The 23,681-nt window shown below is 66.7% G+C and carries 22 protein-coding genes; 18 read left to right on the top strand and 4 right to left on the bottom strand.

Annotated features, from left to right (window positions below; translation table 11 throughout):
• Window positions 1-129: 129 nt before the first annotated feature.
• The 5 genes from rpsD (at window position 130) to dsbD (ending at window position 4,757) form a co-directional block, all read left to right on the top strand.
• The gene (rpsD, locus tag KVT39_RS28615) at window positions 130-753 is read left to right on the top strand and encodes a 30S ribosomal protein S4 (protein WP_006752934.1); all 624 of its coding nucleotides are present in this window, start codon (window positions 130-132) and stop codon (window positions 751-753) included.
• A 124-nt stretch (window positions 754-877) separates the two neighbouring features.
• Window positions 878-1,855, top strand: a complete 978-nt coding sequence (rpoA, locus tag KVT39_RS28610) for a DNA-directed RNA polymerase subunit alpha (RefSeq protein ID WP_006477176.1) — start codon at window positions 878-880, stop codon at window positions 1,853-1,855.
• Window positions 1,856-1,992: 137 nt separating this feature from the next.
• Window positions 1,993-2,388, top strand: coding sequence for a 50S ribosomal protein L17 (gene rplQ / locus KVT39_RS28605; RefSeq protein WP_006477175.1), 396 nt, complete (start codon window positions 1,993-1,995; stop codon window positions 2,386-2,388).
• 202 nt (window positions 2,389-2,590) lie between these two features.
• On the top strand, window positions 2,591-2,917 hold the full coding sequence (gene cutA, locus KVT39_RS28600; RefSeq protein WP_034183607.1) for a divalent-cation tolerance protein CutA: 327 nt from the start codon (window positions 2,591-2,593) through the stop codon (window positions 2,915-2,917).
• Entirely contained in the window at window positions 2,910-4,757 is a 1,848-nt protein-coding gene (dsbD, locus tag KVT39_RS28595) for a protein-disulfide reductase DsbD (RefSeq protein WP_217590732.1), read from the top strand. The genes cutA and dsbD overlap by 8 nt, the downstream gene beginning before the upstream one ends.
• Before the next feature lie 153 nt (window positions 4,758-4,910).
• Here dsbD and hemB read toward each other — a convergent pair whose 3' ends face one another.
• Window positions 4,911-5,909, bottom strand: a complete 999-nt coding sequence (gene hemB / locus KVT39_RS28590; protein WP_034183609.1) for a porphobilinogen synthase — start codon at window positions 5,907-5,909, stop codon at window positions 4,911-4,913.
• A 253-nt stretch (window positions 5,910-6,162) separates the two neighbouring features.
• Window positions 6,163-6,822: a ribosome biogenesis GTP-binding protein YihA/YsxC gene (gene yihA, locus KVT39_RS28585; protein WP_152859248.1), complete on the bottom strand. Its 660-nt coding sequence runs from the start codon at window positions 6,820-6,822 to the stop codon at window positions 6,163-6,165.
• A 214-nt stretch (window positions 6,823-7,036) separates the two neighbouring features.
• On the opposite strand from yihA, the gene KVT39_RS28580 reads away from it, so the two are divergent.
• The 5 genes from KVT39_RS28580 to msrQ all read left to right on the top strand — a co-directional run bounded on the left by KVT39_RS28580 (window position 7,037) and on the right by msrQ (window position 13,180).
• On the top strand, window positions 7,037-7,690 hold the full coding sequence (locus KVT39_RS28580; protein ID WP_217590735.1) for a cytochrome c: 654 nt from the start codon (window positions 7,037-7,039) through the stop codon (window positions 7,688-7,690).
• 216 nt (window positions 7,691-7,906) lie between these two features.
• Entirely contained in the window at window positions 7,907-10,123 is a 2,217-nt protein-coding gene (locus KVT39_RS28575) for a cytochrome c biogenesis protein ResB (RefSeq protein ID WP_217590731.1), read from the top strand.
• Between the two features lie 4 nt (window positions 10,124-10,127).
• Window positions 10,128-11,318 carry a c-type cytochrome biogenesis protein CcsB gene (ccsB, locus tag KVT39_RS28570; protein WP_217590730.1) on the top strand — a complete coding sequence of 397 codons (1,191 nt, stop codon included), beginning with the start codon at window positions 10,128-10,130 and terminating at the stop codon, window positions 11,316-11,318.
• A gap of 159 nt (window positions 11,319-11,477) precedes the next feature.
• Entirely contained in the window at window positions 11,478-12,473 is a 996-nt protein-coding gene (gene msrP / locus KVT39_RS28565) for a protein-methionine-sulfoxide reductase catalytic subunit MsrP (protein WP_217590729.1), read from the top strand.
• Between the two features lie 20 nt (window positions 12,474-12,493).
• The gene (gene msrQ, locus KVT39_RS28560) at window positions 12,494-13,180 is read left to right on the top strand and encodes a protein-methionine-sulfoxide reductase heme-binding subunit MsrQ (RefSeq protein ID WP_217590728.1); all 687 of its coding nucleotides are present in this window, start codon (window positions 12,494-12,496) and stop codon (window positions 13,178-13,180) included.
• A gap of 81 nt (window positions 13,181-13,261) precedes the next feature.
• On the opposite strand, the gene KVT39_RS28555 is transcribed toward msrQ, so the two are convergent.
• Window positions 13,262-13,540 carry a lipoprotein gene (locus tag KVT39_RS28555; protein ID WP_034183615.1) on the bottom strand — a complete coding sequence of 93 codons (279 nt, stop codon included), beginning with the start codon at window positions 13,538-13,540 and terminating at the stop codon, window positions 13,262-13,264.
• Window positions 13,541-13,576: 36 nt separating this feature from the next.
• Here KVT39_RS28555 and cyaY point away from each other — a divergent pair, with 36 nt between their 5' ends.
• Window positions 13,577-13,903 carry an iron donor protein CyaY gene (gene cyaY / locus KVT39_RS28550; protein ID WP_034183616.1) on the top strand — a complete coding sequence of 109 codons (327 nt, stop codon included), beginning with the start codon at window positions 13,577-13,579 and terminating at the stop codon, window positions 13,901-13,903.
• Window positions 13,904-13,996: 93 nt separating this feature from the next.
• Here the strand turns inward: cyaY and KVT39_RS28545 are convergent, their stop codons facing one another.
• On the bottom strand, window positions 13,997-16,396 hold the full coding sequence (locus tag KVT39_RS28545) for a penicillin-binding protein 1A (protein WP_034183617.1): 2,400 nt from the start codon (window positions 16,394-16,396) through the stop codon (window positions 13,997-13,999).
• 220 nt (window positions 16,397-16,616) lie between these two features.
• Here KVT39_RS28545 and KVT39_RS28540 point away from each other — a divergent pair, with 220 nt between their 5' ends.
• From KVT39_RS28540 to KVT39_RS28510, 7 genes are all read left to right on the top strand, one after another.
• Window positions 16,617-17,540 (top strand): competence protein ComA, encoded by a 924-nt coding sequence (locus KVT39_RS28540; RefSeq protein ID WP_217590727.1) that lies wholly within the window; start codon window positions 16,617-16,619, stop codon window positions 17,538-17,540.
• Window positions 17,540-18,184: a fimbrial protein gene (locus KVT39_RS28535; protein WP_254640670.1), complete on the top strand. Its 645-nt coding sequence runs from the start codon at window positions 17,540-17,542 to the stop codon at window positions 18,182-18,184. Before KVT39_RS28540 ends, KVT39_RS28535 begins: the two co-directional genes overlap by 1 nt.
• Window positions 18,181-19,047 carry a pilus assembly protein gene (locus tag KVT39_RS28530; protein WP_217590726.1) on the top strand — a complete coding sequence of 289 codons (867 nt, stop codon included), beginning with the start codon at window positions 18,181-18,183 and terminating at the stop codon, window positions 19,045-19,047. The genes KVT39_RS28535 and KVT39_RS28530 overlap by 4 nt, the downstream gene beginning before the upstream one ends.
• Window positions 19,044-20,678 carry a type IV pilus secretin PilQ gene (locus KVT39_RS28525; RefSeq protein WP_034183620.1) on the top strand — a complete coding sequence of 545 codons (1,635 nt, stop codon included), beginning with the start codon at window positions 19,044-19,046 and terminating at the stop codon, window positions 20,676-20,678. The genes KVT39_RS28530 and KVT39_RS28525 overlap by 4 nt, the downstream gene beginning before the upstream one ends.
• A gap of 40 nt (window positions 20,679-20,718) precedes the next feature.
• Window positions 20,719-21,273 carry a shikimate kinase AroK gene (aroK, locus tag KVT39_RS28520; protein ID WP_131947953.1) on the top strand — a complete coding sequence of 185 codons (555 nt, stop codon included), beginning with the start codon at window positions 20,719-20,721 and terminating at the stop codon, window positions 21,271-21,273.
• On the top strand, window positions 21,270-22,349 hold the full coding sequence (gene aroB / locus KVT39_RS28515) for a 3-dehydroquinate synthase (protein WP_034183622.1): 1,080 nt from the start codon (window positions 21,270-21,272) through the stop codon (window positions 22,347-22,349). Before aroK ends, aroB begins: the two co-directional genes overlap by 4 nt.
• A gap of 65 nt (window positions 22,350-22,414) precedes the next feature.
• Complete coding sequence (locus KVT39_RS28510; RefSeq protein WP_244099667.1) at window positions 22,415-23,599, top strand: deoxyguanosinetriphosphate triphosphohydrolase; 1,185 nt, start codon at window positions 22,415-22,417, stop codon at window positions 23,597-23,599.
• Window positions 23,600-23,681 lie beyond the last annotated feature (82 nt).

Raw genomic sequence — 23,681 nt, 5'->3', positions numbered from 1 at the left:
CGCATTGCCTGTCGCCGCTCAGCGTCGACGGGCGTTGCTTTTTTGATTGACTAAGCCCACCGTTCGCCCCAAAGGGAGCGGACTAGCGCGGATTTCGATCCGCGTGACTGATTGATAAAGGAATGCAAAGTGGCACGTTATATCGGCCCCAAAGCCAAGCTGTCCCGCCGTGAAGGCACCGACCTGTTCCTGAAGAGCGCGCGCCGCTCGCTCGCCGACAAGTGCAAGCTCGACAGCAAGCCGGGTCAGCACGGCCGTACCTCGGGCGCACGTACGTCCGACTACGGTACGCAGCTGCGCGAAAAGCAGAAGGTCAAGCGTATCTACGGCGTGCTGGAGCGTCAGTTCCGCCGCTACTTCGCTGAAGCCGACCGCCGCAAGGGCAACACGGGTGAAAACCTGCTGCAACTGCTCGAGTCGCGCCTCGACAACGTCGTGTATCGCATGGGCTTCGGCTCGACCCGCGCTGAAGCGCGTCAGCTCGTGAGCCACAAGTCGATCACGGTGAACGGCGTCGTCGCGAACGTCCCGTCGCAGCAAGTGAAGGCGGGTGACATCGTCGCGATCCGCGAAAAGGCGAAGAAGCAGGCGCGTATCGTCGAAGCGCTGTCGCTGGCCGAGCAAGGCGGCATGCCGAGCTGGGTTGCAGTCGATGCGAAGAAGTTCGAAGGCACGTTCAAGCAAATGCCGGAACGCGCTGACATCGCAGGCGACATCAACGAAAGCCTGATCGTCGAATTGTATTCGCGTTAATCCGATTGACGGCCGAGGTACCCCGATTGCGTTGCGCAAGGAAGGGCCTCGGCTGTTTATTTTCTGGTTGTTACCGGTCAGCCTTATCGGTGTAACGAGCCGAGGGTATTGAAAAGGAAAGCCCATGCAAACCAGTTTGCTGAAACCCAAGATCATCGCCGTGGAATCGCTGGGCGAGAACCACGCGAGGGTGGTCATGGAGCCGTTCGAACGCGGTTACGGCCATACCTTGGGCAATGCGCTTCGCCGCGTGCTGCTGTCGTCGATGGTTGGCTACGCGCCGACCGAAGTCACGATCGCGGGCGTGGTGCACGAGTACTCGACGCTTGATGGCGTGCAAGAAGACGTCGTCAACCTGCTGCTGAACCTGAAGGGTGTGGTGTTCAAGCTGCATAACCGTGACGAAGTGACGGTTACGCTGCGCAAGGAAGGCGAAGGCGTCGTCACGGCCGGCGATATCGAGCTGGCTCACGATTGCGAAGTCATCAACCCGAATCACGTGATCGCGCACCTGTCGAAGGGCGGCAAGCTCGACGTTCAGATCAAGATCGAGAAGGGCCGCGGCTATGTGCCCGGCAACGTCCGTCGCTACGGCGAAGACACGGCCAAGATCATCGGCCGCATCGTCCTCGACGCATCGTTCTCGCCGGTTCGCCGCGTGAGCTACGCTGTCGAAAGCGCACGTGTCGAGCAGCGTACCGACCTCGACAAGCTCGTGATGAACATCGAGACGAGCGGCGTGATCACGCCGGAAGAAGCGATCCGTCAATCGGCCCGCATCCTGGTCGACCAGCTGTCCGTGTTCGCGGCACTGGAAGGCACGGAAACGGCTGCCGAGGCACCGTCGCGCGCACCGCAGATCGATCCGATCCTGCTGCGTCCGGTGGACGATCTCGAGCTGACGGTTCGTTCGGCGAACTGCCTGAAGGCCGAGAACATCTACTACATCGGCGATCTGATCCAGCGCACGGAAAACGAGCTGCTGAAGACGCCGAACCTCGGTCGCAAGTCGCTCAACGAGATCAAGGAAGTGCTCGCTTCGCGCGGTCTCACGCTGGGCATGAAGCTCGAGAACTGGCCGCCGGCTGGTCTCGACAAGTAAGCCCGGTTGTTGCTGCAGTTGGCAAAGATGCGGATTTTCCTTTAAAATCCGCATCTTGCTTTTTTCGTTACCGGCCCGTGCACCCTTTGAGGTGCGATAGAAGAGCTGGATCAAAACTTTGAATCAAGGAAACTGAAATGCGCCATCGTCATGGTCTGCGGAAACTGAACCGCACGAGCAGCCACCGTCTGGCTATGCTCCGTAACATGTCCAACTCGCTGATCGAGCACGAAGTCATCAAGACGACGCTGCCGAAGGCGAAGGAACTCCGTAAAGTCGTCGAGCCGCTGATCACGCTCGGCAAGAAGCCGTCGCTGGCAAACCGTCGCCTGGCGTTCAACCGCCTGCGCGATCGTGACTCGGTGGCGAAGCTGTTCGACGTGCTCGGTCCGCGTTTCGCGAACCGTCCGGGCGGCTACCTGCGCGTGCTGAAGTTCGGCTTCCGCGTCGGCGACAACGCACCGATGGCACTGGTCGAGCTGCTCGACCGTCCGGAAGTCGACGAAACGGAAAACGTGCAAGAAGCTGAATAAGCTTCCGGTACGCAGCAGTATCTGAAAGGGGCCGAGCGATTGCTTGGCCCTTTTTGTTTTTGAGACGCCGGCTGCGATCGATTGTCGCAGGCCGGCCCCGGCAGCGTTGCGCGGGCTGCGCTACGATACGGGGCAATCGGCGTAGTTCCCAGATGGGCAACCCGCGCCGGCAGGAGCCGGTAGACCAGCCAGGAGTGCACGGATGATAGTGGTGCTGATGCTGACGACGGTACCCGATGCGGCGACGGCAACTGCGCTCGCCGACGGTGCGCTCGACGCGCGGCTTGCCGCGTGCGTGTCGGAGCTCGGTGCGATCAAGTCGCGCTATCACTGGCAGGGCAAGGTCGAAACGGCCGACGAGATCCAGTTGTTGTTCAAGACGAGCCCCGTGCGGGCGCTCGAACTGGAGCGATTTATTCTTGCGCATCATCCGTACGAGACGCCCGAAATCGTCTCGTGGCAGGCGACGGCATCGGCCGCGTACGGCCAGTGGGTGACCAGCGAAACTCAACGTCTATTTCATGTTTAACGGTATGGCGCTTCCCGTGCGCGTGCGCGCGCTGCGGCTTCTTGCAGTCCTGTTGTCGTTCGCGCTCTTGCTGGGCGGGCTGTCCGTCGCGCGCGCGGCCGACGATTTCCTCGATCCGGCGGTCGCTTTCAAGTTCAGCGCGAGCGAATCGCCGGGACAGGTGGACGTCCGCTTCAAGGTCGCCAACGGTTATTACCTGTATCGCGAGCGGTTCGCGTTCGCGGTGAAGAGCGGACAGGCGACGCTCGGCGAGCCCCAATTGCCGGCCGGCCACGTGAAGTTCGACCAGACGTTCCAGAAGGACGTCGAGACCTATCGTGACGAAGTCGTGGTGCACGTGCCGGTCAAGCAGGCGTCGGGGCCGTTCGAGCTCGCGGTGACGTCGCAGGGGTGCGCGGACGAAGGGATCTGCTATCCGCCGGCCGAGCACGTCGTGAAGGTCGACGGCGCCGCGCTGGGTGCAGCCGCATCGTCGTCCGGCGACACGGCTGCTGCGGGCAGCTGGCTCGACAAGGTCACGAGCGCCGATTTCGCGCAGTCGCTGCTCGAAGGGCACGGCTTCTTCACGATCGTCGCGCTGTACTTCGTCGCTGGCGTCGTGCTGAGCCTCCTGCCCTGTTCGTACCCGATGATTCCGATCGTGTCCGCGATCATCATCGGCCAGGGCACGCGCGCGACGCATGCGCGCGGCTTCGCGCTGTCGCTGACCTACGTGTTCGGCATGGCGCTGGTCTATACGGTGCTCGGCATCGCCGCGGCGCTGGTCGGCCAGAGTCTCGGCGCGTGGCTGCAGAACCCGTGGGTGCTCGGCGCGTTCGGCGTGCTGCTCACCGCATTCGCCGTATCGCTGATTTCGGGCAAGGACATCGCTCTGCCCGAGCGCTGGCAGAACGGCGCGGCCGGGGCATCCAGCGCGCGCCAGGGCGGCCATTTCGCCGCGGTTGCCGCGATGGGCGCATTGTCGGCGCTGGTCGTCGGCGCATGCATGACGGCGCCGCTGTTCGCGGTGCTCGCCTTCATCGCGCACACCGGCAATGCGCTGCTCGGCGGTGCGGCGCTGTTCGCGATGGGGCTGGGGCTCGGCGTGCCGCTGCTGGTCGTCGGCGTCGGTGCCGGGACGGTGCTGCCGCGTGCGGGCGCGTGGATGGATGGCGTGAAGGTGTTCTTCGGCATCGTGCTGCTCGCGGCCGCGTTGTGGATCGTGTGGCCCGTGCTTGCGGGCGGCCTGAAGATGGTGCTCGCCGCGTTGTGGCTGCTCATCGCGGCCGCGGCGCTCGGGTTGTTCACGCCGAATGCCGGCGCCGCGTCGATCTGGCGCCGCCTGGGCCGCGGCGTGGGCGCCGCGCTCGCGATCTGGGCGGCGACGCTGCTCGTCGGTCTGGCTGCAGGGTCGACCGATCCCGTCAAGCCGCTGGCCGTGCTTGCGGCTCGCACGGTTGCGTCGGGCGGTGCGGCGGCGGGCGCGGCAGCCGCGCAGGACGGGCCCGCGTTCGCATCGGTGCGCTCCAGTAGCGAGCTCGACGCGCTGCTGAAGACGTCGGGCCGGCCCGTGATGCTCGACTTCTACGCCGACTGGTGCGTGAGCTGCAAGGAGATGGAGCATCTGACGTTTACCGACGCGCGCGTGCAGGCGCGGCTCGCGAAGCTTCACCTCGTGCGCGCGGATGTCACCGCGAACAACCCGGATGACCAGGCGCTGCTCAAGCGCTTCAACCTGTTCGGACCGCCGGGCATCATCTTCTTCGACCGCAGCGGCAACGAAATCGGGCGCGTGGTCGGCTATCAGGCGGCCGAGACGTTCCTGCGCAGCCTCGATCGGGCTGCTGTCCCGACGGTATGACGCTGCCCACTGGGGGCGGCTGTGAACCGGGGTGCTCGCGCGGCATGAGCTGACGATTCGACGTCGGCTGGCAGGCGGCCTCGATCGGCGGCAAAAAAAACGGCGGAACACCGAGGTGTCCCGCCGTTTTTCCTTACGCCTGCCGGCGCGCGATCAGCGTTGCGCTTTCAGCAGACGCGCGGCGTCGAGCGCGAAGTACGTGAGCACGCCGTCTGCGCCCGCGCGCTTGAACGCGAGCAGCGACTCGAGCACGACCTTGTCGTGGTCGAGCCAGCCGTTCATCGCGGCAGCCTTCAGCATCGCGTATTCGCCGCTCACCTGGTACACGTAGGTCGGGAAGCGGAACTCGTCCTTCACGCGACGCACGATGTCGAGGTACGGCATGCCGGGCTTGACCATCACCATGTCGGCGCCTTCGTCGATGTCGAGGCGCACTTCGCGTAGCGCTTCGTCACTGTTCGCCGGATCCATCTGGTAGGTCATCTTGTTGCCCTTGCCCAGGTTGGATGCCGAGCCGACCGCGTCGCGGAACGGGCCGTAGAACGCCGACGCGAACTTGGCCGAGTAGGCCATGATGCGCGTATGGATATGGCCGTCGCTTTCCAGCATCTCGCGGACCGCGCCGATGCGGCCGTCCATCATGTCCGACGGCGCGACGATGTCGACGCCTGCTTCGGCCTGCGCACGCGCCTGGTCGACCAGGATCTCGATCGTGTCGTCGTTGATCACGTAGCCGTTCTCGTCGAGCACGCCGTCCTGGCCGTGGCTCGTGTACGGATCGAGTGCGACGTCGGTCAGCACGCCGAGCTCGGGGAAGCGCTTCTTCAGCTCGCGCACCGCACGCGGGATCAGGCCTTCCGGATTGGCTGCCTCGCGGCCGTCAGGCGTTTTCAGCGACGGCTCGATGGCCGGGAACAGCGACAGCACGGGCACGCCGAGTTCGACGCATTGCTCGGCGACGTGCATCAGCAGATCGACGGACACGCGCTCGACGCCGGGCATCGACGGCACCGGCTGCCGTTCGTTGGTGCCGTCGACGACGAACACCGGATAGATCAGGTCGTCGGTGGTCAGGCGGTTTTCGCGCATCAGGCGCCTGGAGAAGTCGTCGCGGCGCATCCGGCGCGGACGATGAAGCGGATGGAAGCTCATGTCGATTGGGCAGAAATCAGGGCAGTAAGGACCTTACGGAACCCTTAGGTCATTTTCGGGAGCGTTGGTATATGATAGCGATCGAGCGGCACGCGTCGCGTGCAACTCCCCGCTTCTCCTCCCTGAGCGGGTGCCTGTCGTTTTTCGATTAGGCTGTTTGACCCGCCGTTAAACGGCGGGTTTTTTTATGAGCCGGCCGAATCCGCAGGCGCCGTCAGGTGCGCGCCGCCGATCCCGGCCGCGCGTTGCCCGATCATTGTGCTACAGGCTCGCTTTTTTCGTCGGCGACGGACGGCCGCACCCAGCTCTCGATCAGCTCATGCGCCTCGTCGAGCCCCGTGCGCTTCAGTGCGGAGAACAGCTGGACCGTCAGCTTGCCCTGGACGCCCTGGTCGCGATACGCATCCAGACCTTTTTGCGTGGTCCGCAGCGCGTTGATGCTTTCCTGCCGCGTCAATTTGTCGCACTTCGTCAGCAGCGTGTGGATCGGCTTGCCGGTCGGCGTGAACCACTCGATCATGCGGCGATCGAGGTCGGTCAGCGGACGACGCGAATCCATCATCAGGATCAGGCCGCAGAGCTGCGAGCGGGTCGCGAGGTAGGACGACAGCAGCATTTCCCAGTGCGCCTTCGCGGCGCCCGGCACTTCCGCGTAGCCGTAGCCGGGCAGGTCGACGATGTTCGCGACGGGCTCGGCGGCCGGGCCGACGGAGAAGTAGTTGATATGCTGCGTGCGGCCGGGCGTCTTCGATGCGAAGGCCAGCCGCTTCTGGTTGCACAGCACGTTGATCGCCGTCGACTTGCCGGCATTCGAGCGGCCCGCGAACGCGATTTCCGGCTGTACCGTCGGCGGCAGGTCGCGCAGATGGTTGACGGTCGTGTAGAAGCGGGCTTGATGGAGCAGAAAGGCCATGGGAACCGGAAGGACGGGCGGCGCGAGCCGCTTGGTGGAGGCGGGGTAGCCCCGATAGGCGCGGGAGCTTTCAACACGATATTGTACAATACGGCGGTTTTACCGAAGGCCTCAGGGCGCCTGCCTCGCGCTTTTATGTGGCTTCTGCGGTAGACTGGTCGCCGTCGTTTTTTGCAGAACCTCAAATTCCCACAAGACGAAACAGGGTGTGCGAATGAATCGACTGTGCAAGTCTCTGATGGTGCTTCAGGTTGCAGCAGGGTTCGTAGGTTTCGTAGCGGAGGCAAACGCGGCGGATGTGGCAAAGCCGGATCTGGACCGCGGCAAGGCGATTGCCGGGCAGGTCTGTGCGTCGTGTCACGGCGCCGATGGCAATAGCGCGTCGGGCAGTTTCCCGAAGCTTGCCGGCCAGCATCCCGAGTATCTGGTCAAGCAGTTGAACGACTTCAAGACGCAGCCGGGCACGAAGGGGCCGGTGCGTACCAACGCGGTGATGGTCGGATTCGCGAGTGCGCTGAGCGCGGACGACATGCGCAACGTCGCCGCGTACTACGGGTCGCAGACGACGAAGCTCGGTACCGCACGCGATGCGGCGACCGTGCCGATCGGCCAGAAGATCTATCGCGGCGGCATCGCGGAGAAAGGCGTACCCGCCTGCGCGAGCTGCCACGGGCCGACCGGGCAGGGGATTCCGGTCCAGTACCCGCGTCTGTCTGGGCAGTGGGCCGATTACACGGTCGCGCAGTTGACCGCGTTCCAGCAGGGTGTCGGCGCGCGCAACAACAACGACGCGATGCATCAGATCGCGACGCGCCTGTCGGACAACGAGATCAAGGCCGTCGCGGATTACATCGCGGGCCTGCGTTGAGCGGCCGGTCGCGAATGGAATGACCGGGCGCCCGAAGGGCGTCCGGAGTCAGAACAAGAAAAGGGTGGGGCGCCGCACCGTTGCGGTTGCCTCGCCCTTTTTTGTCGGCACTCGCCGGGCCAAGCCGGGATGAAGAGGCTTGCAGGCGATGGGGGGCTGCGCCCCCCAGGCGAACACAGTGAGCGTGGGGGCTGTTTCCCCTTAGTCGGAGTTTGAATGAGCGTTACCACGTCGGGGTTGCAGTCGAAGTCGGGTCAGGGTGCGTCGAAGCGCGCGGTCGAGCTACTGAGCTCGATGCGTTTCGCGATCGCGCTGCTGGTGGTGCTGTCGATCGCGAGCATCGTCGGCACGGTCCTGACCCAGGACGATCCGTATCCGAATTACGTGAACCAGTTCGGGCCGTTCTGGGCGGACATCTTCCGCTCGCTCGGCCTGTACAACGTGTACAGCGCGTGGTGGTTCATGCTGATCCTGATCTTCCTCGTCACGTCGATCTCGCTGTGCGTGATCCGCAACGCGCCGAAGATGCTCGCCGATGCGAAGAGCTGGAAGGACAAGGTCCGCGAAGGCAGCCTGCGCGCGTTCCACCACAAGGCCGAGTACACGGCTTCCGGCACGCGCGCGACCGTTGCGGCGACACTCGCCACGTTCGTCACCAAGGCCGGCTACAAGCACGTCGTGCGTGAAACCGACGGCGCGACGCTGATCTCCGCGAAGCGCGGTGCGATGACCAAGTGGGGCTATATCTCCGCGCACCTCGCGATCGTCGTGATCTGTATCGGCGGCCTGCTCGACAGCAACCTGCCGATCAAATTCCAGATGTGGATGTTCGGCAAGAGCCCGGTCAACACGAGCGCGACGATCAGCGAGATCTCGCCCGACCATCGCCTGTCCGCGTCGAACCCGACGTTCCGCGGTTATGCGTGGGTGCCCGAGGGCCAGTTCGTGTCGACCGCGATCCTGAACCAGCCGAGCGGCTCGCTGATCCAGGACCTGCCGTTCTCGATCCGGCTCAACAAGTTCATCGTCGACTACTACACGACGGGCATGCCGAAGCTGTTCGCGAGCGATATCGTCGTGATCGATCGCGAGACCGGCCAGAAGATCCCGGCGCGCGTCGAGGTCAACAAGCCGTTCACGTACAAGGGCGTGTCGATCTACCAGTCGAGCTTCCAGGACGGCGGCTCGCAGATGCAGATGACGGCCTACCCGATGACGGGCGGCAACGCGAAGGCCTTCCCCGTGCAGGGCACGATCGGCAGTTCGGCGCCGCTGCAGATGCCGGGCGCCGACGGCGATACGATCGAGTTCTCCGATTTCCGCGCGATCAACGTCGAGAACATGATCGACGCGAACGGCAAGCCGGACGTGCGCGGCGTCGCGAAGACGGCGTCGCTGAAGGAGGCGTTCGACGAACGGCTCGGCTCCGGCGCGAAGACGTCGAAGCCGGTGCAGCTCCACAACATAGGCCCGTCCGTGCAGTACAAGATCCGCGGCAAGGACGGCCAGGCGCGCGAATTCAACAACTACATGTTGCCCGTCGACATGAACGGCGTGCGCGTGTTCCTCGCCGGCGTGCGCGCGAGCCCGAACGACCCGTTCCGCTACATGCGGATTCCGGCCGACAGCCAGGATTCGATCGGCGAATGGATGCACCTGCGCGCCGCGCTCGAGGATCCGGCCGTGCGTGCGGAAGCCGCCGCGCGCTTCGCGCAGCGTTCGCTGCCGGGCACCGACGCATCGCTGCGCGGCCGCCTGCAGGACAGCGCAGCGAAGGTGCTGACCCTGTTTGCCGCCAGCGACGACAGCGTCGGCCGCGGCGCCGACGGCCAGCCGATCGGCGGCTTCCAGGCCGTGGCGACGTTCATCGACCGCTCGGTGCCGAAGGCCGAGCAGGAGAAGGCCGCGAGCCTGCTGCTGCGGATGCTCGAGGGCTCGATGTGGGAGGTGTGGCAGATCGCGCGCGAGCGGGCCGGCGAGCAGGCCGCCCAGCAGGGCACCGACACGATCCGATTCGTGCAGAACGCGATCAATGCGCTATCCGACAGCTTTCTGTATGGATCGCCCGTCTATCTGCAGCTAGACTCATTCAAGCAGGTGCAAGCTTCGGTATTTCAGCTGACGCGCGCACCCGGCAAGAATCTGGTGTATCTTGGCAGCCTGCTGCTGGTCGCCGGCATCTTCTCGATGTTCTACGTGCGCGAACGGCGCCTCTGGTTCTGGCTCAAGGATGCCGGCCCGGGTGTCGAGGTGGTGATGGCGATGTCCACGGCCCGCAAGACCTTCGATTTCGAGAAAGAATTCGTGCAGACGCGCGACGCGGCCGGCGTCGCCTTGCGCGCCGCACCTCGCGACGCCGCGCCCGTCGGCGCGGCATCGACGGCCCGCCCGCCTGCCGGCGGCGGTTCCGATTCCGAGAATTCCACCCGGTAACATCATGGATCTCACGCAAGTTTCCTCTTCCCCCCGGGCGTCGGCCCAGGCCCCGGTTTCGGCGCCGCTGTTCGACGACCGTCCGTTTCTCGCGCGCCTGTCGCTGATCGACTGGCTGTTCGCACTGGCGCTCGTGGCGGGCGCGGGTTATGCGCTCGTGCACTACAACGCGCACATGGATTACTACGACAAGGCGGTGATGATCGGCACCGTGCCGGCGCTCGTCGCGCTCGGCTGGCGCTGGAAGCCCGCGCGGCTGATGATGGCGTCGATCGCCGTGCTGTCGCTGCTGTCGATCCAGATCTACCAGGGCGATCTCGCGCGCGCCGATTCGGCGTTCTTCCTCAAGTACTTCCTGTCAAGCCAGTCGGCGATCCTGTGGATGAGCGCGTTGTTCGTGCTCGCGACGATCTTCTACTGGATCGGCTTGCTCGCGCGCTCGGAAACGGGCGCCGCGATCGGCCAGAAGCTCACGTGGGTCGCCGTGCTGATGGGCTTCACGGGGCTGATGGTGCGCTGGTACGAGTCCTACCTGATCGGCGCCGACGTCGGGCATATCCCCGTATCGAACCTCTACGAGGTGTTCGTCCTGTTCAGCCTGATCACCGCGCTGCTCTATCTGTATTACGAAGGCCACTACGGCACGCGTTCGCTCGGCGCGTTCGTGCTGCTGGTCATCAGCGCGGCGGTCGGCTTCCTGATGTGGTACTCGGTCGCGCGCGATGCGCAGCAGATCCAGCCGCTCGTGCCTGCGCTGCAGAGCTGGTGGATGAAGATCCACGTGCCGGCGAACTTCATCGGTTACGGCAGCTTCGCGCTGTCGGCGATGGTGTCGGTCGCGTACCTGATGAAGGAGCGCGGCGTGCTCGCCGATCGCCTGCCGACGCTCGAGGTGCTCGACGACGTGATGTACAAGTCGATCGCGGTCGGTTTCGCGTTCTTCACGATCGCGACGATCCTCGGCGCGCTGTGGGCGGCCGAGGCATGGGGCGGCTACTGGAGCTGGGACCCGAAGGAAACCTGGGCGCTGATCGTGTGGCTCAACTACGCGGCGTGGCTGCACATGCGGCTGATGAAGGGCCTGCGCGGCGCGGTTGCCGCGTGGTGGGCACTCACGGGCCTGCTCGTCACGACGTTCGCGTTCCTCGGCGTCAACATGTTCCTGTCCGGGCTGCACAGCTACGGCAAGCTGTAAGATTTCGGCCGCTCGTCCGACTATGAGACCGCCGGTGCACTGCGTGCCCGGCGGTTTTCTTTTGTAACGGGCGGGCGATCCGGGCGTCGAACGGCGCATGACGGGCCGGGTCGAACGCTGATGAAGCGTGCGCGCGGCGCATGCAGGAGGAGCAGCACGATGTGGATCAAACGCCCTTTGCGGAACGTACTGACCGGCGCCGATATCGCGCACAGCGAGATCACGCCGCGCGCGGTGTTCGAGAACCGGCGGCGCGTCCTGCAGGCGGCCGGCCTCGCGGCGGCGGGCGGGTTGCTCGGCGGCAGCGGCGCGGCATTTGCCGCGTATGCGTCGCCCGACGCGCGGGCGACGAAGCTCGCGGCGAAAACGAACCCGAAGTTCGTCGCGGCCGACAAGGTGACGCCGTTCAAGGACATCACGTCCTACAACAACTTCTACGAATTCGGCACCGACAAGAGCGACCCGGCGCAGAACGCCGGCACGCTGCGGCCGCGCCCGTGGCGCGTGAGCGTCGAGGGCGAGGTGCTGCACCCGAAGGTGTTCGATCTCGACGAGCTGCTGAAGCTCGCACCGCTCGAGGAGCGCGTGTACCGGCTGCGCTGCGTCGAAGGCTGGTCGATGGTGATCCCGTGGATCGGCGTGCCGCTGTCCGAGCTGATCAAGCGTGTACAGCCGACCGGCAATGCGAAATACGTGCAGTTCATCACGCTGGCCGATCCGTCGCAGATGCCGGGCCTCTCGACACCCGTGCTCGACTGGCCGTATTCGGAAGGGCTGCGGATGGACGAGGCGATGAATCCGCTGACGCTGCTGACGATGGGTGTCTACGGGCAGGTGCTGCCGAACCAGAACGGCGCGCCGGTGCGAATCGTCGTGCCGTGGAAGTACGGCTTCAAGAGCGCGAAGTCGCTCGTGAAGATCCGCTTCGTCGACAAGCAGCCGAAGACGAGCTGGAACACGTACGCGTCGAACGAGTACGGCTTTTATTCGAACGTGAACCCGAACGTCGATCATCCGCGCTGGAGCCAGGCGACCGAGCGGCGCATCGGCGAGGACGGTTTCTTCACGCCGAAGCGCAAGACGCTGATGTTCAACGGCTACGGCGATCTGGTCGCGTCGATGTATCAGGGCATGGACCTGAAAAAGAACTTCTGAGCGCGACGGTGAGAAACGACATGCCTCCTTCGACGCTGACACCCGCGCGCGCAGCCGGCACCGGATCGACCGCACGCGCGACCCGGGCCGGTGCGATTCGTACGGGCGCGCCGCGCTGGCTCATGCCGGCCAAGGTGCTGGTTTTCGCGACCGGCCTCTATCCGCTTGCGCGTCTCGTGCTGTTCGGGCTGACCGACCGGCTCGGCGCGAACCCGATCGAATTCATCACGCGTTCGACCGGCCTGTGGACGCTCGTGATGCTTTGCATCACGCTGGCCGTCACGCCGCTCCGGCGCATGACGGGCTTCGCGACGCTGCTGCGTTTTCGCCGGATGATCGGGCTGTTCGCGTTCTTTTACGCGACGCTGCACTTCACGACCTACCTGTGGTTCGACAAGTGGTTCGATGTCGTCGCGATCCTGAAGGACGTCGGCAAGCGCCCGTTCATCACGGTCGGCTTTGTCGCGTTCGTGCTGCTGATCCCGCTCGCCGCGACGTCGCCGCGTGCGATGGTGCGCCGGCTCGGCCGCCACTGGGCGACGCTGCACGGCGCGATCTACGCGATCGCGCTGTTCGGCGTGCTGCACTTCTGGTGGATGAGGGCCGGCAAGCACGATCTCGCGCAGCCGAAGCTCTACGCGGCGATCGTCGCCGTGCTGCTCGGCTGGCGGCTGGCCGCATGGGGATGGCGGCGCGTGCGCGCGTGACGGCACGGCCTGCAAAAACAAAAGGCGATGACCGGGAAGTCATCGCCTTGTTTCGCGATCTGCGCGGATGCCGTCTCGTCGTTACTGCGCGACGGCCGAGCCTGACGCCGGCGCGGGTATTTTCGATGCGTCGCTCGACAGTTCGGGCGTCAGCGTGAGCGGCGTGCCGGACGAATCGGGCACACTGTCGGATGACGCGTTTTCATCGGTCGGCTTCACGTCCGACGGCGGTGTGTCCTGCTGCTGGATCGGCTTGGGCAGCGGAGGCACGGTAGGCAGATAGAGCGGGCCGCTTTGACCGCAGCCGGCAAGAATCGCCAAAGCCGCTACAATCGCGCTCATCCGGAAAACGACTCGCATGATCGTCCCTGAACAATTGAACCGATAGAGTTTAGCATGTCCGATACCGAATACCTGACCCGTGCCGAGGCCGTGCTGACGGCCGTCGAGCGTACCGTCGACACCGCGAACGACGGCGACCACGACATCGATCTGGAGCGCAACGGCAGCGTCCTGACGCTGACGTTCGAGAATGGCTCGAAGATCATCGTCAACCTGCAGCCGCCGATGAAGGAAGTGTGGATCGCCGCGAAGGCGGGCGGATTCCACTACCGTTTCATCGACGGCGAATGGCGCGATACGCGCACCGGCACCGAGTTCTACGCGGCGCTCACCGAATACGCGACGCAGCAGGCCGGCCTGCCGATCACGTTCAGCGCGTGACGGCCGGGGCGCCGGGCCCCGAACGTCGTACCAAAAGAAAAAGCGCCCCGCGGTTCATTCACGGGGCGCTTTTTTCATGTCCGGGGCCGCGGGTCAGTGGCCGCGGAACAGGTTCATGATGTCCTGCTTTTCCTGCTCGTCGACGTGCGGCGCCGGCGCCGCTTCGTCGACGTTCTGCGCGGCCGGCGCCTGCGGCACACCGACCGTCGACACGAAACCGTGCCCCGGCGTGAAGTCGGTGAAGTACAGCTCGCTGCCGAGCGACTCGACGCCGTCCGGCACCGTCGGCTTGAACTCCGGCACGCCCTTCAGCGCCGCGCCCATGTAGTCGATCCAGACGGGCAGCGACAGGCCACCGCCGGTTTCGCGATCGCCGAGGCTGCGCGGGTTGTCGTAGCCGATCCACGCGATCGCGGCGAGTGTGTGCTGGTAGCCGGCGAACCACGCGTCGTGCGAATCGTTCGTCGTGCCGGTCTTGCCCGCGAGGTCGGTGCGCTTCAGGACGTTGGTCCGCGCGCCCGTGCCGCGCTGCGCGACGCTCTGCAGCAGGCTGTTCATCACGTATGCGTTGCGCGCGTCGATCGCGCGCGGCGCGTTCTGCTCGGCGACGAGCGGCTGCGCGCGTGCGACGATCGCGCCGTTCGGATCGGTGACTTCGGCGATCAGGTACGGATTGACGCGGTAGCCGCCGTTCGCGAAGACCGAGTACGCGCCGGCCATCTGCAGCGGCGTGACCTGGCCCGCGCCGAGCGCCATCGGCAGGTAGGCCGGATGGCGCTCGGCGTCGAAGCCGAAGCGCGTGATGTACTGCTGCGCGTACTTCGTGCCGATATGGTTCAGGATCCGGATCGACACGAGGTTGCGCGAGCGCTGCAGCGCGGTCCGCATCGACATCGGGCCTTCGAAGCCGCCGCCGTAGTTCTTCGGCTCCCACGGCTGGCCGCCCGTTTCGGCGGCGCTGAAATACAGCGGGCCGTCGTTGATCACGGTTGCCGGCCCGAGGCCCTTGTCGAGCGACGCCGAGTAGATGAACGGCTTGAACGACGAACCCGGCTGCCGCCACGCCTGCGTGACGTGGTTGAACTTGTTCTTGTTGTAGTCGAAGCCGCCGACGAGCGAGCGGATCGCGCCGTCCTGCGGGATGATCGACAGGAACGCGCCTTCGACCTGCGGCAACTGCGTGATCGACCATTTGCCGGCGTCGTTCTTCACGACGCGGACGATCGCACCGGGGCGGATGCGGCGGTTCGGCTGCGCGTTGGTCGACAGCGCGCCCGACGCGAAGCGCAGGTTGTCGCCTTCGATCGTCGCCGTGCTGCCGTCGATGAACGCGACCGTGATCTGGCGCGGGCTCGCGGCCGTGACGACCGCGGCAATCAGTTCGCCGTTGTCGGGGTGCTCGAGCAGCGCGTCGTCGATCGCCTGTTCGCGGTCGTCCGCACCGGCCGGCAGCTCGATGAAGCCTTCCGGCCCGCGATAGCCGTGCCGGCGCTCGTAATCCATGATGCCCTTGCGCAGCGCGGTGTACGCGACCTGCTGGTCCGCGGAATCGATCGTCGTGACGACGTTGAAGCCGCGCGTGTAGGTTTCCTCGCGGTACTGCGCGTACATCATCTGTCTGACCATTTCCGCGACGTACTCGGCGTGCACGCTGAAATCGCGGCCCGGGCCCTTGACGACGAGCGGCTGCGCGACGGCCTCGTCGTACTGCTCGCGCGTGATGAAGTTCAGCTCGAGCATCCGCTGCAGGATGTATTCCTGGCGTACCTTCGCGCGCTTCGGGTTCACGACCGGGTTATACGCGGACGGCGCCTTCGGCAGCCCCGCGAGCATCGCCGCCTCCGCGAGCGTGATGTCCTTCAGGTCCTTGCCGAAATAGACCCGCGCGGCGCTCGCGAAGCCGTACGCGCGCTGGCCGAGATAGATCTGATTCATGTAGACCTCGAGAATCTGATCCTTCGTCAGCGCGCGCTCGATTCGGTACGCGAGCAGCATCTCGTAGATCTTGCGCGTGTAGGTCTTCTCGCTCGACAGGAAGAAGTTGCGCGCGACCTGCATCGTGATCGTGCTCGCGCCCTGCGATGCATGGCCGTTCGTCAGCGCGACGAAGCCGGCGCGGATGATGCCGGTGAGGTCGACGCCGCCGTGATCGTAGAAGCGCGCGTCCTCGATCGCGAGGATCGCCTTCTTCAGCGAGTCGGGCACGTCCTTGAAATGGACGACGTCGCGGCGCTCTTCGCCGAATTCGCCGATCAGCACGTGATCGGACGTATAGATGCGCAGCGGCACTTTCGGGCGATAGTCGGTCAGCGCGTCGAGCGACGGCATGTTCGGCCACGCGACGACGAGCGCGTAGCCGAGCACGAGGCCGCCGGCCACGACGAGGGCCACGCACATCGCGGCGAAGCCGAGCAGGACTTTTTGCCACCAGGGACGCTTCTTCGGCTCCGGGGCGGGAGGCGGGGACGTAGGAGTCGTGGATTGCATAGGCATACCGGAAAACAGTCTCGCGATTATAGCTGCCCGGTAAGACCGGTCCTGACACGGGGGCTGCCCGCCGAAAAGCCGCGGGTTGCCGTGTCTTCAGCATAGCCCGCGCGCGGCCGTTTCGAGCCGATGCTGGCCGTTCGGCCGACTGTCGGCCGAACGCGCCGCTTTGCAGAATCTGGTCTCGGAAACGCGGCGTGGGCCGCGACGATCGCGGGAGGCCGGAATGGCGGGACGATGGATGGCGCGGTTCGCGCAGGGCAGGCACGGTGCGACGGGAATCGACGTCGGGGCGGACGAGGTGAGGGTGGTCGCACTGAGCCGGCGCGCCCGTGCTGTCGATGTGCGCGTCGAGGGGCTCGAGCGGGAGCCGGTCGGGTTGGCGGGCGGGCCGGAAGACGCGCGCTGGGCGGCGGTCGCGCGCTCGCTGGCGGCGGCCGTGTCGCGGCTGTCGGCGGCGGGTGTGCGGTGCGAGGCGTGCGGCGTGATGGCGCTGTGCGATGAAGAGATCCGCACCGCAACGCTCGACCTGGCCGGGCGTGACGACGTCGAGGATGCCGCGCGGCAGGCGGCCGAGCGCATTTCGGGGCTCGCGCCGGACAGCCTCGCGTTCGACTGGCGGCAGGATGACCGCGCGCAGTCTGGCGAGATCGAGGTCGCGGTGGCCCCGCTGGCGCTGCTCGAACGGCGGATCGACGTGGCCGCCCAGGCCGGTGTCGACCTGACGGCCGTCGACGGCGAGTCGGCGGCCGCGCTGCGCGCGTTGCGTTATGCGGCGCAGTTCGAGCTCGACGCGCATGGTCCCTATGCCGCGCTCTGGTTCAGCGACTCGGGCGTGCGAGCGTGGCGGGTCGACGGTGCGCTGGCCGCGCAGGTGCTCGCGCTGTCGGGCGGGGTGCCGGAGGCGTTCTCCGACGCATTGCGCCAGCGCGTGCTCGGGGCCGTGCGTTGCGTACTCGTGGCCGGGGACGAGCGGTGCATCGCCCGCTTCGGGACGTCCGTCGCCGATATCGGCGACGTGCTCGGCGTAGTTGCGGTGCCGTTCGACTGCACGGGCTGGGATGGGCAGCCGTGCCCGCCCGCCGGCATGCCGGGCGGCCCGGCATTCGCCGTCGCGTTCGGGCTGGCGTTGCGTGGGGTGTGGGAATGATGACCGGTCGCATGCCGGCACGCGCGTCCGGGCCGGCTGCGGTCGATCGTGCGGGGCTCGGCGGTTTCAACCTGCTGCCGTACCGCGAGCGGCTGGCGCAGGCGTTGCGACGTCGCCGGGCCGCGCAGTGCGGGACGGCAATCCTGCTCGGCGTGCTCGGCGCCGGTCTGTGGACGGGCGCTGCCGCATGGCTGCGGTGGCGCGCGGACGCCGAGCGCGCAAGCGTGGAGACGCGGCTGCGGCAGTTGCAGCCGCGGGTGGAAGTTGCGACGCGCGCCGCCGGTGCAGCGGCCGCCGCCGCTCGGCGCGGCGCGCGGGCAGCCGAGCTCGCCGCGCCTTACCGGCGCGTCGCAGCGCTGCTGGCGACGCTGGCGCAGGTGCGAGACGACGCGGTTCGGCTCGACACGCTGCGCACGACACCGACGGGTGCCGAGCTCGATGTGCGCGCCACGAGTTACCGGGCGGCCGAGCGATGGCTCGCCGGGATGGCGCGCGAGCAGCGGGACTGGCGGATCGATATCGACGCGTTGAAGCCTGCTTCGGATGCACCGGTCGCGTCGACGGGGATGCCGTTCCGGTTCTCGGTCCAACTGCGCTGGCGCGATGCGATGTCGTCGCGGAAGGCGGCGGGAGGCGGCGCATGATGGCGATCGCGCATCGGCCTGCGTTGCGCGGTGAAGCATGGCTGCGCGGCATGCGGCGCGTGTCGCCCGAGGCTGCCCATGCGGCCGGCTGCATATTCGCGTTCGCAACCGTGCTGGCAGGCGGGATTCATCTGGCGAATGCCGCCGACTGGAGCGGGCTCGCGCACAGTCGCACGTTGCTGGCAGAGGCGCAGGTGCGTGAGGCCGATGCACAGCGCGTGCTTGCGGTCGCCGGGCAGCGGCGCGACGCAGATCCGGCACCAGCGCGCGATGACCGCTTGTCGCCTGCGCCGGAATGGGGCGCGCTGATGCTCGAACTGGCCGATCTCGCAGCGTCGAGCGGGCTGCGTCGCGTATCGATCGAACCGCAGCAAGCCGGCGGCGCGGCGCCGGACGGCCGGCGCACGGTGCGTATCGCCGCGGATGGCGGTTTTCGCGCGTTGTTGCACGTGGTCGGCGGGCTGGCGAGCTTCCCGGTGCTGGCGGTGCCGTCGGCGCTGCGTGTCGAGCGAGGATTGCAGGCGGCGCGCGTGGAAATGTCCGTCGACGTTTTTCCGGCGCTGCCGGCTGCAACGGGCGCTGGCGGCACGGTGGCGGTTCCGGCAGCGGCGCTCGACGACGACCCGTTCGACACGGCTGGCTTGTCCGCAGCGGATGGTCAGGCGGCCCGCCTGGCCGGCACGATTCGCGACGCGCGCGCCGGTCTCGCGCTGTTCGACGGCGGCGACGGCACATTCACCGCCGTGGCGCCCGGCGAAGCGCTCGGGGCTGCGCGCGTGGTGCGCGTCGAGCCTGCGGCCGTGACGCTCGCGACGGCGGACGGGGCGCACCGGCTCGTCCTCGATGACGGAGGCCGGCCATGATGAAGTATGGATGTCGGGCACTCGCCGTCGTCTGGGCCGGATTGATGGCGGCCGGGGCAAGTGCGTCATTGCCACCGCTGCCGGCCGTCTGGCCAGCAGCGGTGATGGATGCACAGGTGCCGGGCCTGCCGCCGCCCGGAGGCTTGGCCGATGGCGTGGATGATGCCGTGTCGGCGGAGGTCGGCCCGCAACGGTTCGATCACGCGGCTCACGCGGCGCTTCAGGCGGAAACCGCCGCTCCGGCTCCCCGGCTGGAGGGGCCGCCGATCCCGTTGGCGCCGCCGGCCCGGATCAGCGACGACGCGTCACGGCAACCGGGCGACGCGGACGACACGCGTCGAATCTCGCTGAATCTGCAGGGCGTCGGTCTCGCAGCTGCATTCGACGCGTTCGCCCGGTTCACGGGGCTCAATATCGTCGTCGGCGAGCAGGTGCGCGGCACCGTCACGTTACGTCTGAACAATGTTCGCTGGCGCGATGCATTCGACACGCTGCTCGACACGCACGGGCTCGCGATGTCGCGGCGCGGCAACGTGATATGGGTCACACCGGCGGCCGAACTGGCCGCGCGCGAACGCGAGCGCTTCGAGATGCACGCGCGGGCGGCCGATCTGGAGCCGCTCGCGAGCCGTACGTTCGCGCTGCACTACCCGCGCGCGCAGGACGTGCAACGGCTGCTGGCCGGCGCGACCGGCCAGCGCCTGCTGTCGAAGCGCGGCGCCGCGGCGGCCGATCCGCGCACGAACCTGCTGTTCGTCACCGATCTCGAACCGCGTATTGCACAGATCGCGGGCCTGATCGACGCGATCGACCGGCCGTCGCGGCAGGTCCGGATCGAGGCGCGCATCGTCGAGGGCGAACAGGGCTTCTCGCGCAACCTCGGCGCACGCGTCGCGCTGCGTGCGCAGGGGCGCCCGCCGTCGGGCGACGGCACCACGTTCACGGCGGATGCGCGCAACGCGCTCGACCTTGCCGCGCGGCCGCTCGGCGGCTTCGAGGCGGCAACCGCCGGCTTCACGCTGTTCGCCGCTCCGCTCAGCCGCGTACTCGACATCGAACTGAGCGCACTCGAAGCGCAAGGGCGGGGACAGATCGTTTCGCGTCCGCGCGTGGTGACCGCCGATCGCGTCAAGGCCATCGTCGAGCAGGGTTCGGAGCTGCCGTACCAGGCGAAGGTCGGCAACGGCGTGAGCGGCGTGCAGTTCCGCCGCGCGACGCTCAAGCTCGAGGTCGAGCCGCAGATCACGCCCGACGGGCGCGTGGTGCTCGACCTGGACGTGACGAAGGACAGCGTCGGCGAGCCGACGGCGGCCGGCCCGGCGATCCATACGAAGCACGTGCAGACGCGCGTCGAGGTCGAGGACGGCGGGACGGTCGCGATCGGCGGGATCTACGAGCAGTTGCGCCGGAACGATGTGACGCGGGTGCCGCTCTTGGGCAAAATACCGATTCTGGGCGCGCTTTTCCGGCACCGCGCGCAGCGCGACCAGCGCAGCGAACTGGTCGTCTTCATCACGCCGACCGTCGTCGATGCGCGCTGCGATGCGCGCGGCGCGGCTGGCGCGGATCCCGACAAAACGGGGCCGGAAGCCGCCGGCGCAGGCTCGACAAGGCAGCCGCTTTGCCAGTAAGCTGCGCCACACACCAGCAAGATTGAAGCAGAGGAAGCCGTTGCAAGCGCGGGACCCACATGCAAACGTATTTTTCGTCGGCCTTATGGGAGCGGGTAAGACCACCGTGGGCCGTGCGGTCGCGCGTCGTCTCGACAGGACGTTCTTCGACTCCGACCACGAAATCGAGGCCCGCACGGGCGCGCGCATTCCGGTGATCTTCGAGCTGGAGGGCGAGGCCGGGTTTCGCGATCGCGAAACGCAGGTGATCGCCGAGCTCACGCAGCGCGAGAACATCGTGCTCGCGACGGGCGGCGGCGCGGTGCTGCGCCCGGAAAATCGCGACTGCCTGAAAAGCAATGGCATCGTCGTCTATCTGCGTGCCAATCCGCACGATCTGTGGCTGCGCACGCGCAAGGACAAGAACCGCCCGCTGCTGCAGACCGAAGATCCGAAGGGGCGCCTCGAAGCGCTCTACGAAGTGCGCGACCCGCTGTACCGCGAATGCGCGGATTTCGTCATCGAGACCGGCCGGCCGTCGGTCAACGGTCTCGTCAACATGGTGCTGATGCAACTCGAACTGGCGGGCGTCATCGCCAAGCCGCTACAAGCATGATTACTGTCAACGTCGATCTGGGCGACCGCGCCTATCCGATTCATATTGGCGCCGGCCTGATCGGCCGCGCGGAGCTGTTCGCGCCTCACATCAAGGGTTCGTCCGTCACGATCGTCACGAACACGACGGTCGATCCGCTTTACGGCGACACGCTGCGCGCGGCGCTCGCGCCGCTTGGCAAGCAGGTGTCGACGGTCGTGCTGCCGGACGGCGAGGCGTACAAGAACTGGGAAACGCTGAACCTGATCTTCGACGGCCTGCTGACCGGGCGCGCGGATCGCAAGACGACGCTCGTCGCGCTCGGCGGCGGCGTGGTCGGCGACATGACGGGCTTTGCCGCCGCGTGCTACATGCGCGGCGTGCCGTTCATCCAGGTGCCGACCACACTGCTGTCGCAGGTCGATTCGTCGGTCGGCGGCAAGACGGGCATCAACCACCCGCTCGGCAAGAACATGATCGGCGCGTTCTATCAGCCGCAAGCCGTGATCGCGGACATCGGCGCGCTGGCGACGCTGCCCGACCGCGAACTGGCGGCCGGCGTCGCCGAGATCATCAAGACCGGCGCGATCGCCGATGCGGAATTCTTCGACTGGATCGAGGCGAACGTCGACGCGCTGAACCGTCGCGAGCCGGCAGCGCTCGCGCACGCCGTGAAGCGCTCGTGCGAGATCAAGGCGAGCGTGGTCGCGGCCGACGAGCGCGAAGGCGGCCTGCGCGCGATCCTGAACTTCGGCCACACGTTCGGCCATGCGATCGAGGCCGGGCTCGGCTACGGCGAGTGGCTGCACGGCGAGGCGGTCGGCTGCGGGATGGTGATGGCGGGCGACCTGTCGGTACGGCTCGGCATGCTCGACGAAGCGTCGCGGCAGCGGCTCGACGCGGTGATCGCGGCCGCGCACCTGCCGACCCGCGGGCCCGCGCTCGGCGACGCGCGCTACATGGATTTGATGCGCGTCGACAAGAAGGCTGAAGCCGGCGCGATCAAATTCATCCTGCTGAAGCGATTCGGCGATACGCTGATCACGCAGGCGCCGGACGAAGCCGTATTCGCTACACTGGCGCAGACAACCCGGTAACGGCGGCCCGGATGCCCCGGCGCCCCCGACATGGAGGAGACGTGAGCGAGACATCCAGCAGCACACTGCCCGAAGCCGGCCGCGCATCCGCTGCGCCGGTGGCCGAGCCGCCGACGCTGGCGGCGCTGGAAGCCCATCTCGCTCCGTATGCCGCACACGCGTCGCAGTCGCGCGGCCGCCGCCATCCGGAAACGCCGCCGGCGGCGCGCACCGAATTCCAGCGCGACCGCGATCGCATCGTCCATTCGACCGCGTTTCGCCGGCTCGAATACAAGACGCAGGTCTTCGTCAATCACGAAGGCGACCTGTTCCGCACGCGCCTCACGCACAGCCTCGAAGTCGCGCAGATCGCGCGCTCGGTCGCGCGCAACCTGCGCCTGAACGAGGATCTCGTCGAGGCGATCTCGCTCGCGCACGATCTCGGCCATACGCCGTTCGGCCATGCCGGCCAGGACGCGTTGAATGCATGCATGCGTGACCACGGCGGCTTCGAGCACAACCTGCAGAGCCTTGCCGTCGTCGACGAGCTCGAGGAACATTACGGCGCGTTCGACGGGCTGAACCTGTGCTTCGAGACCCGCGAAGGCATTCTGAAGCACTGCTCGCGCGAGAACGCACGCAAGCTCGGCGCGCTCGGCGAGCGCTTCCTGCAGGGCCGGCAGCCGTCGCTCGAAGCGCAGCTCGCGAACATCGCGGACGAAATTGCCTACAACAATCACGACGTCGACGACGGCCTGCGTTCCGGCCTGATCACGATCGAGCAGCTCGCGGAAGTCGAGCTGTGGCAGCGCCACTACGAAGCGGCGCTCGCCGAATTCCCGCACCTCGAAGGCCGCCGTCTCGTGCACGAGACGGTACGCCGCATCATCAACACGCTGATCGTCGACCTGATCGACGAGACGACGCGCAATCTCGCGCGTGTCGCGCCCGCGTCGCTCGACGACGTGCGCGCCGCGCCGCCGCTCGTGTCGCACAGCGCGACGGTCGCCGCGCAGGCGGCCGCCCTCAAGCGTTTCCTCTTCAAGAACCTGTATCGCCACTACAAGGTGATGCGCATGGCGAGCAAGGCGCAGCGCGTCGTCACGGGGCTGTTCGACGCGTTCATCGACGATCCGCGTCTGCTGCCGCCGCCGTACCAGTCGGACGACACAGCGCAGCAGCCGCGTCTCGTCGCGCACTACATCGCCGGAATGACCGACCGCTTCGCACTGAAGGAATATCAGCGCCTGTTCGTCATCAACGACAACTGACTGTCACAAACGATCACTAGACTTCGCCGGTTCAATGGCGACGGGAATGTTGCATACGCTGTTGGTAACGTTTTCATAGGAG

Source organism: Burkholderia sp. GbtcB21, assembly GCF_019091065.1.
Classification (GTDB): domain Bacteria; phylum Pseudomonadota; class Gammaproteobacteria; order Burkholderiales; family Burkholderiaceae; genus Burkholderia; species Burkholderia pyrrocinia_C.
The sequence above is the reverse complement of the archived record's forward strand: the minus strand, read 5'-3'. Positions and strand labels throughout refer to the sequence as shown.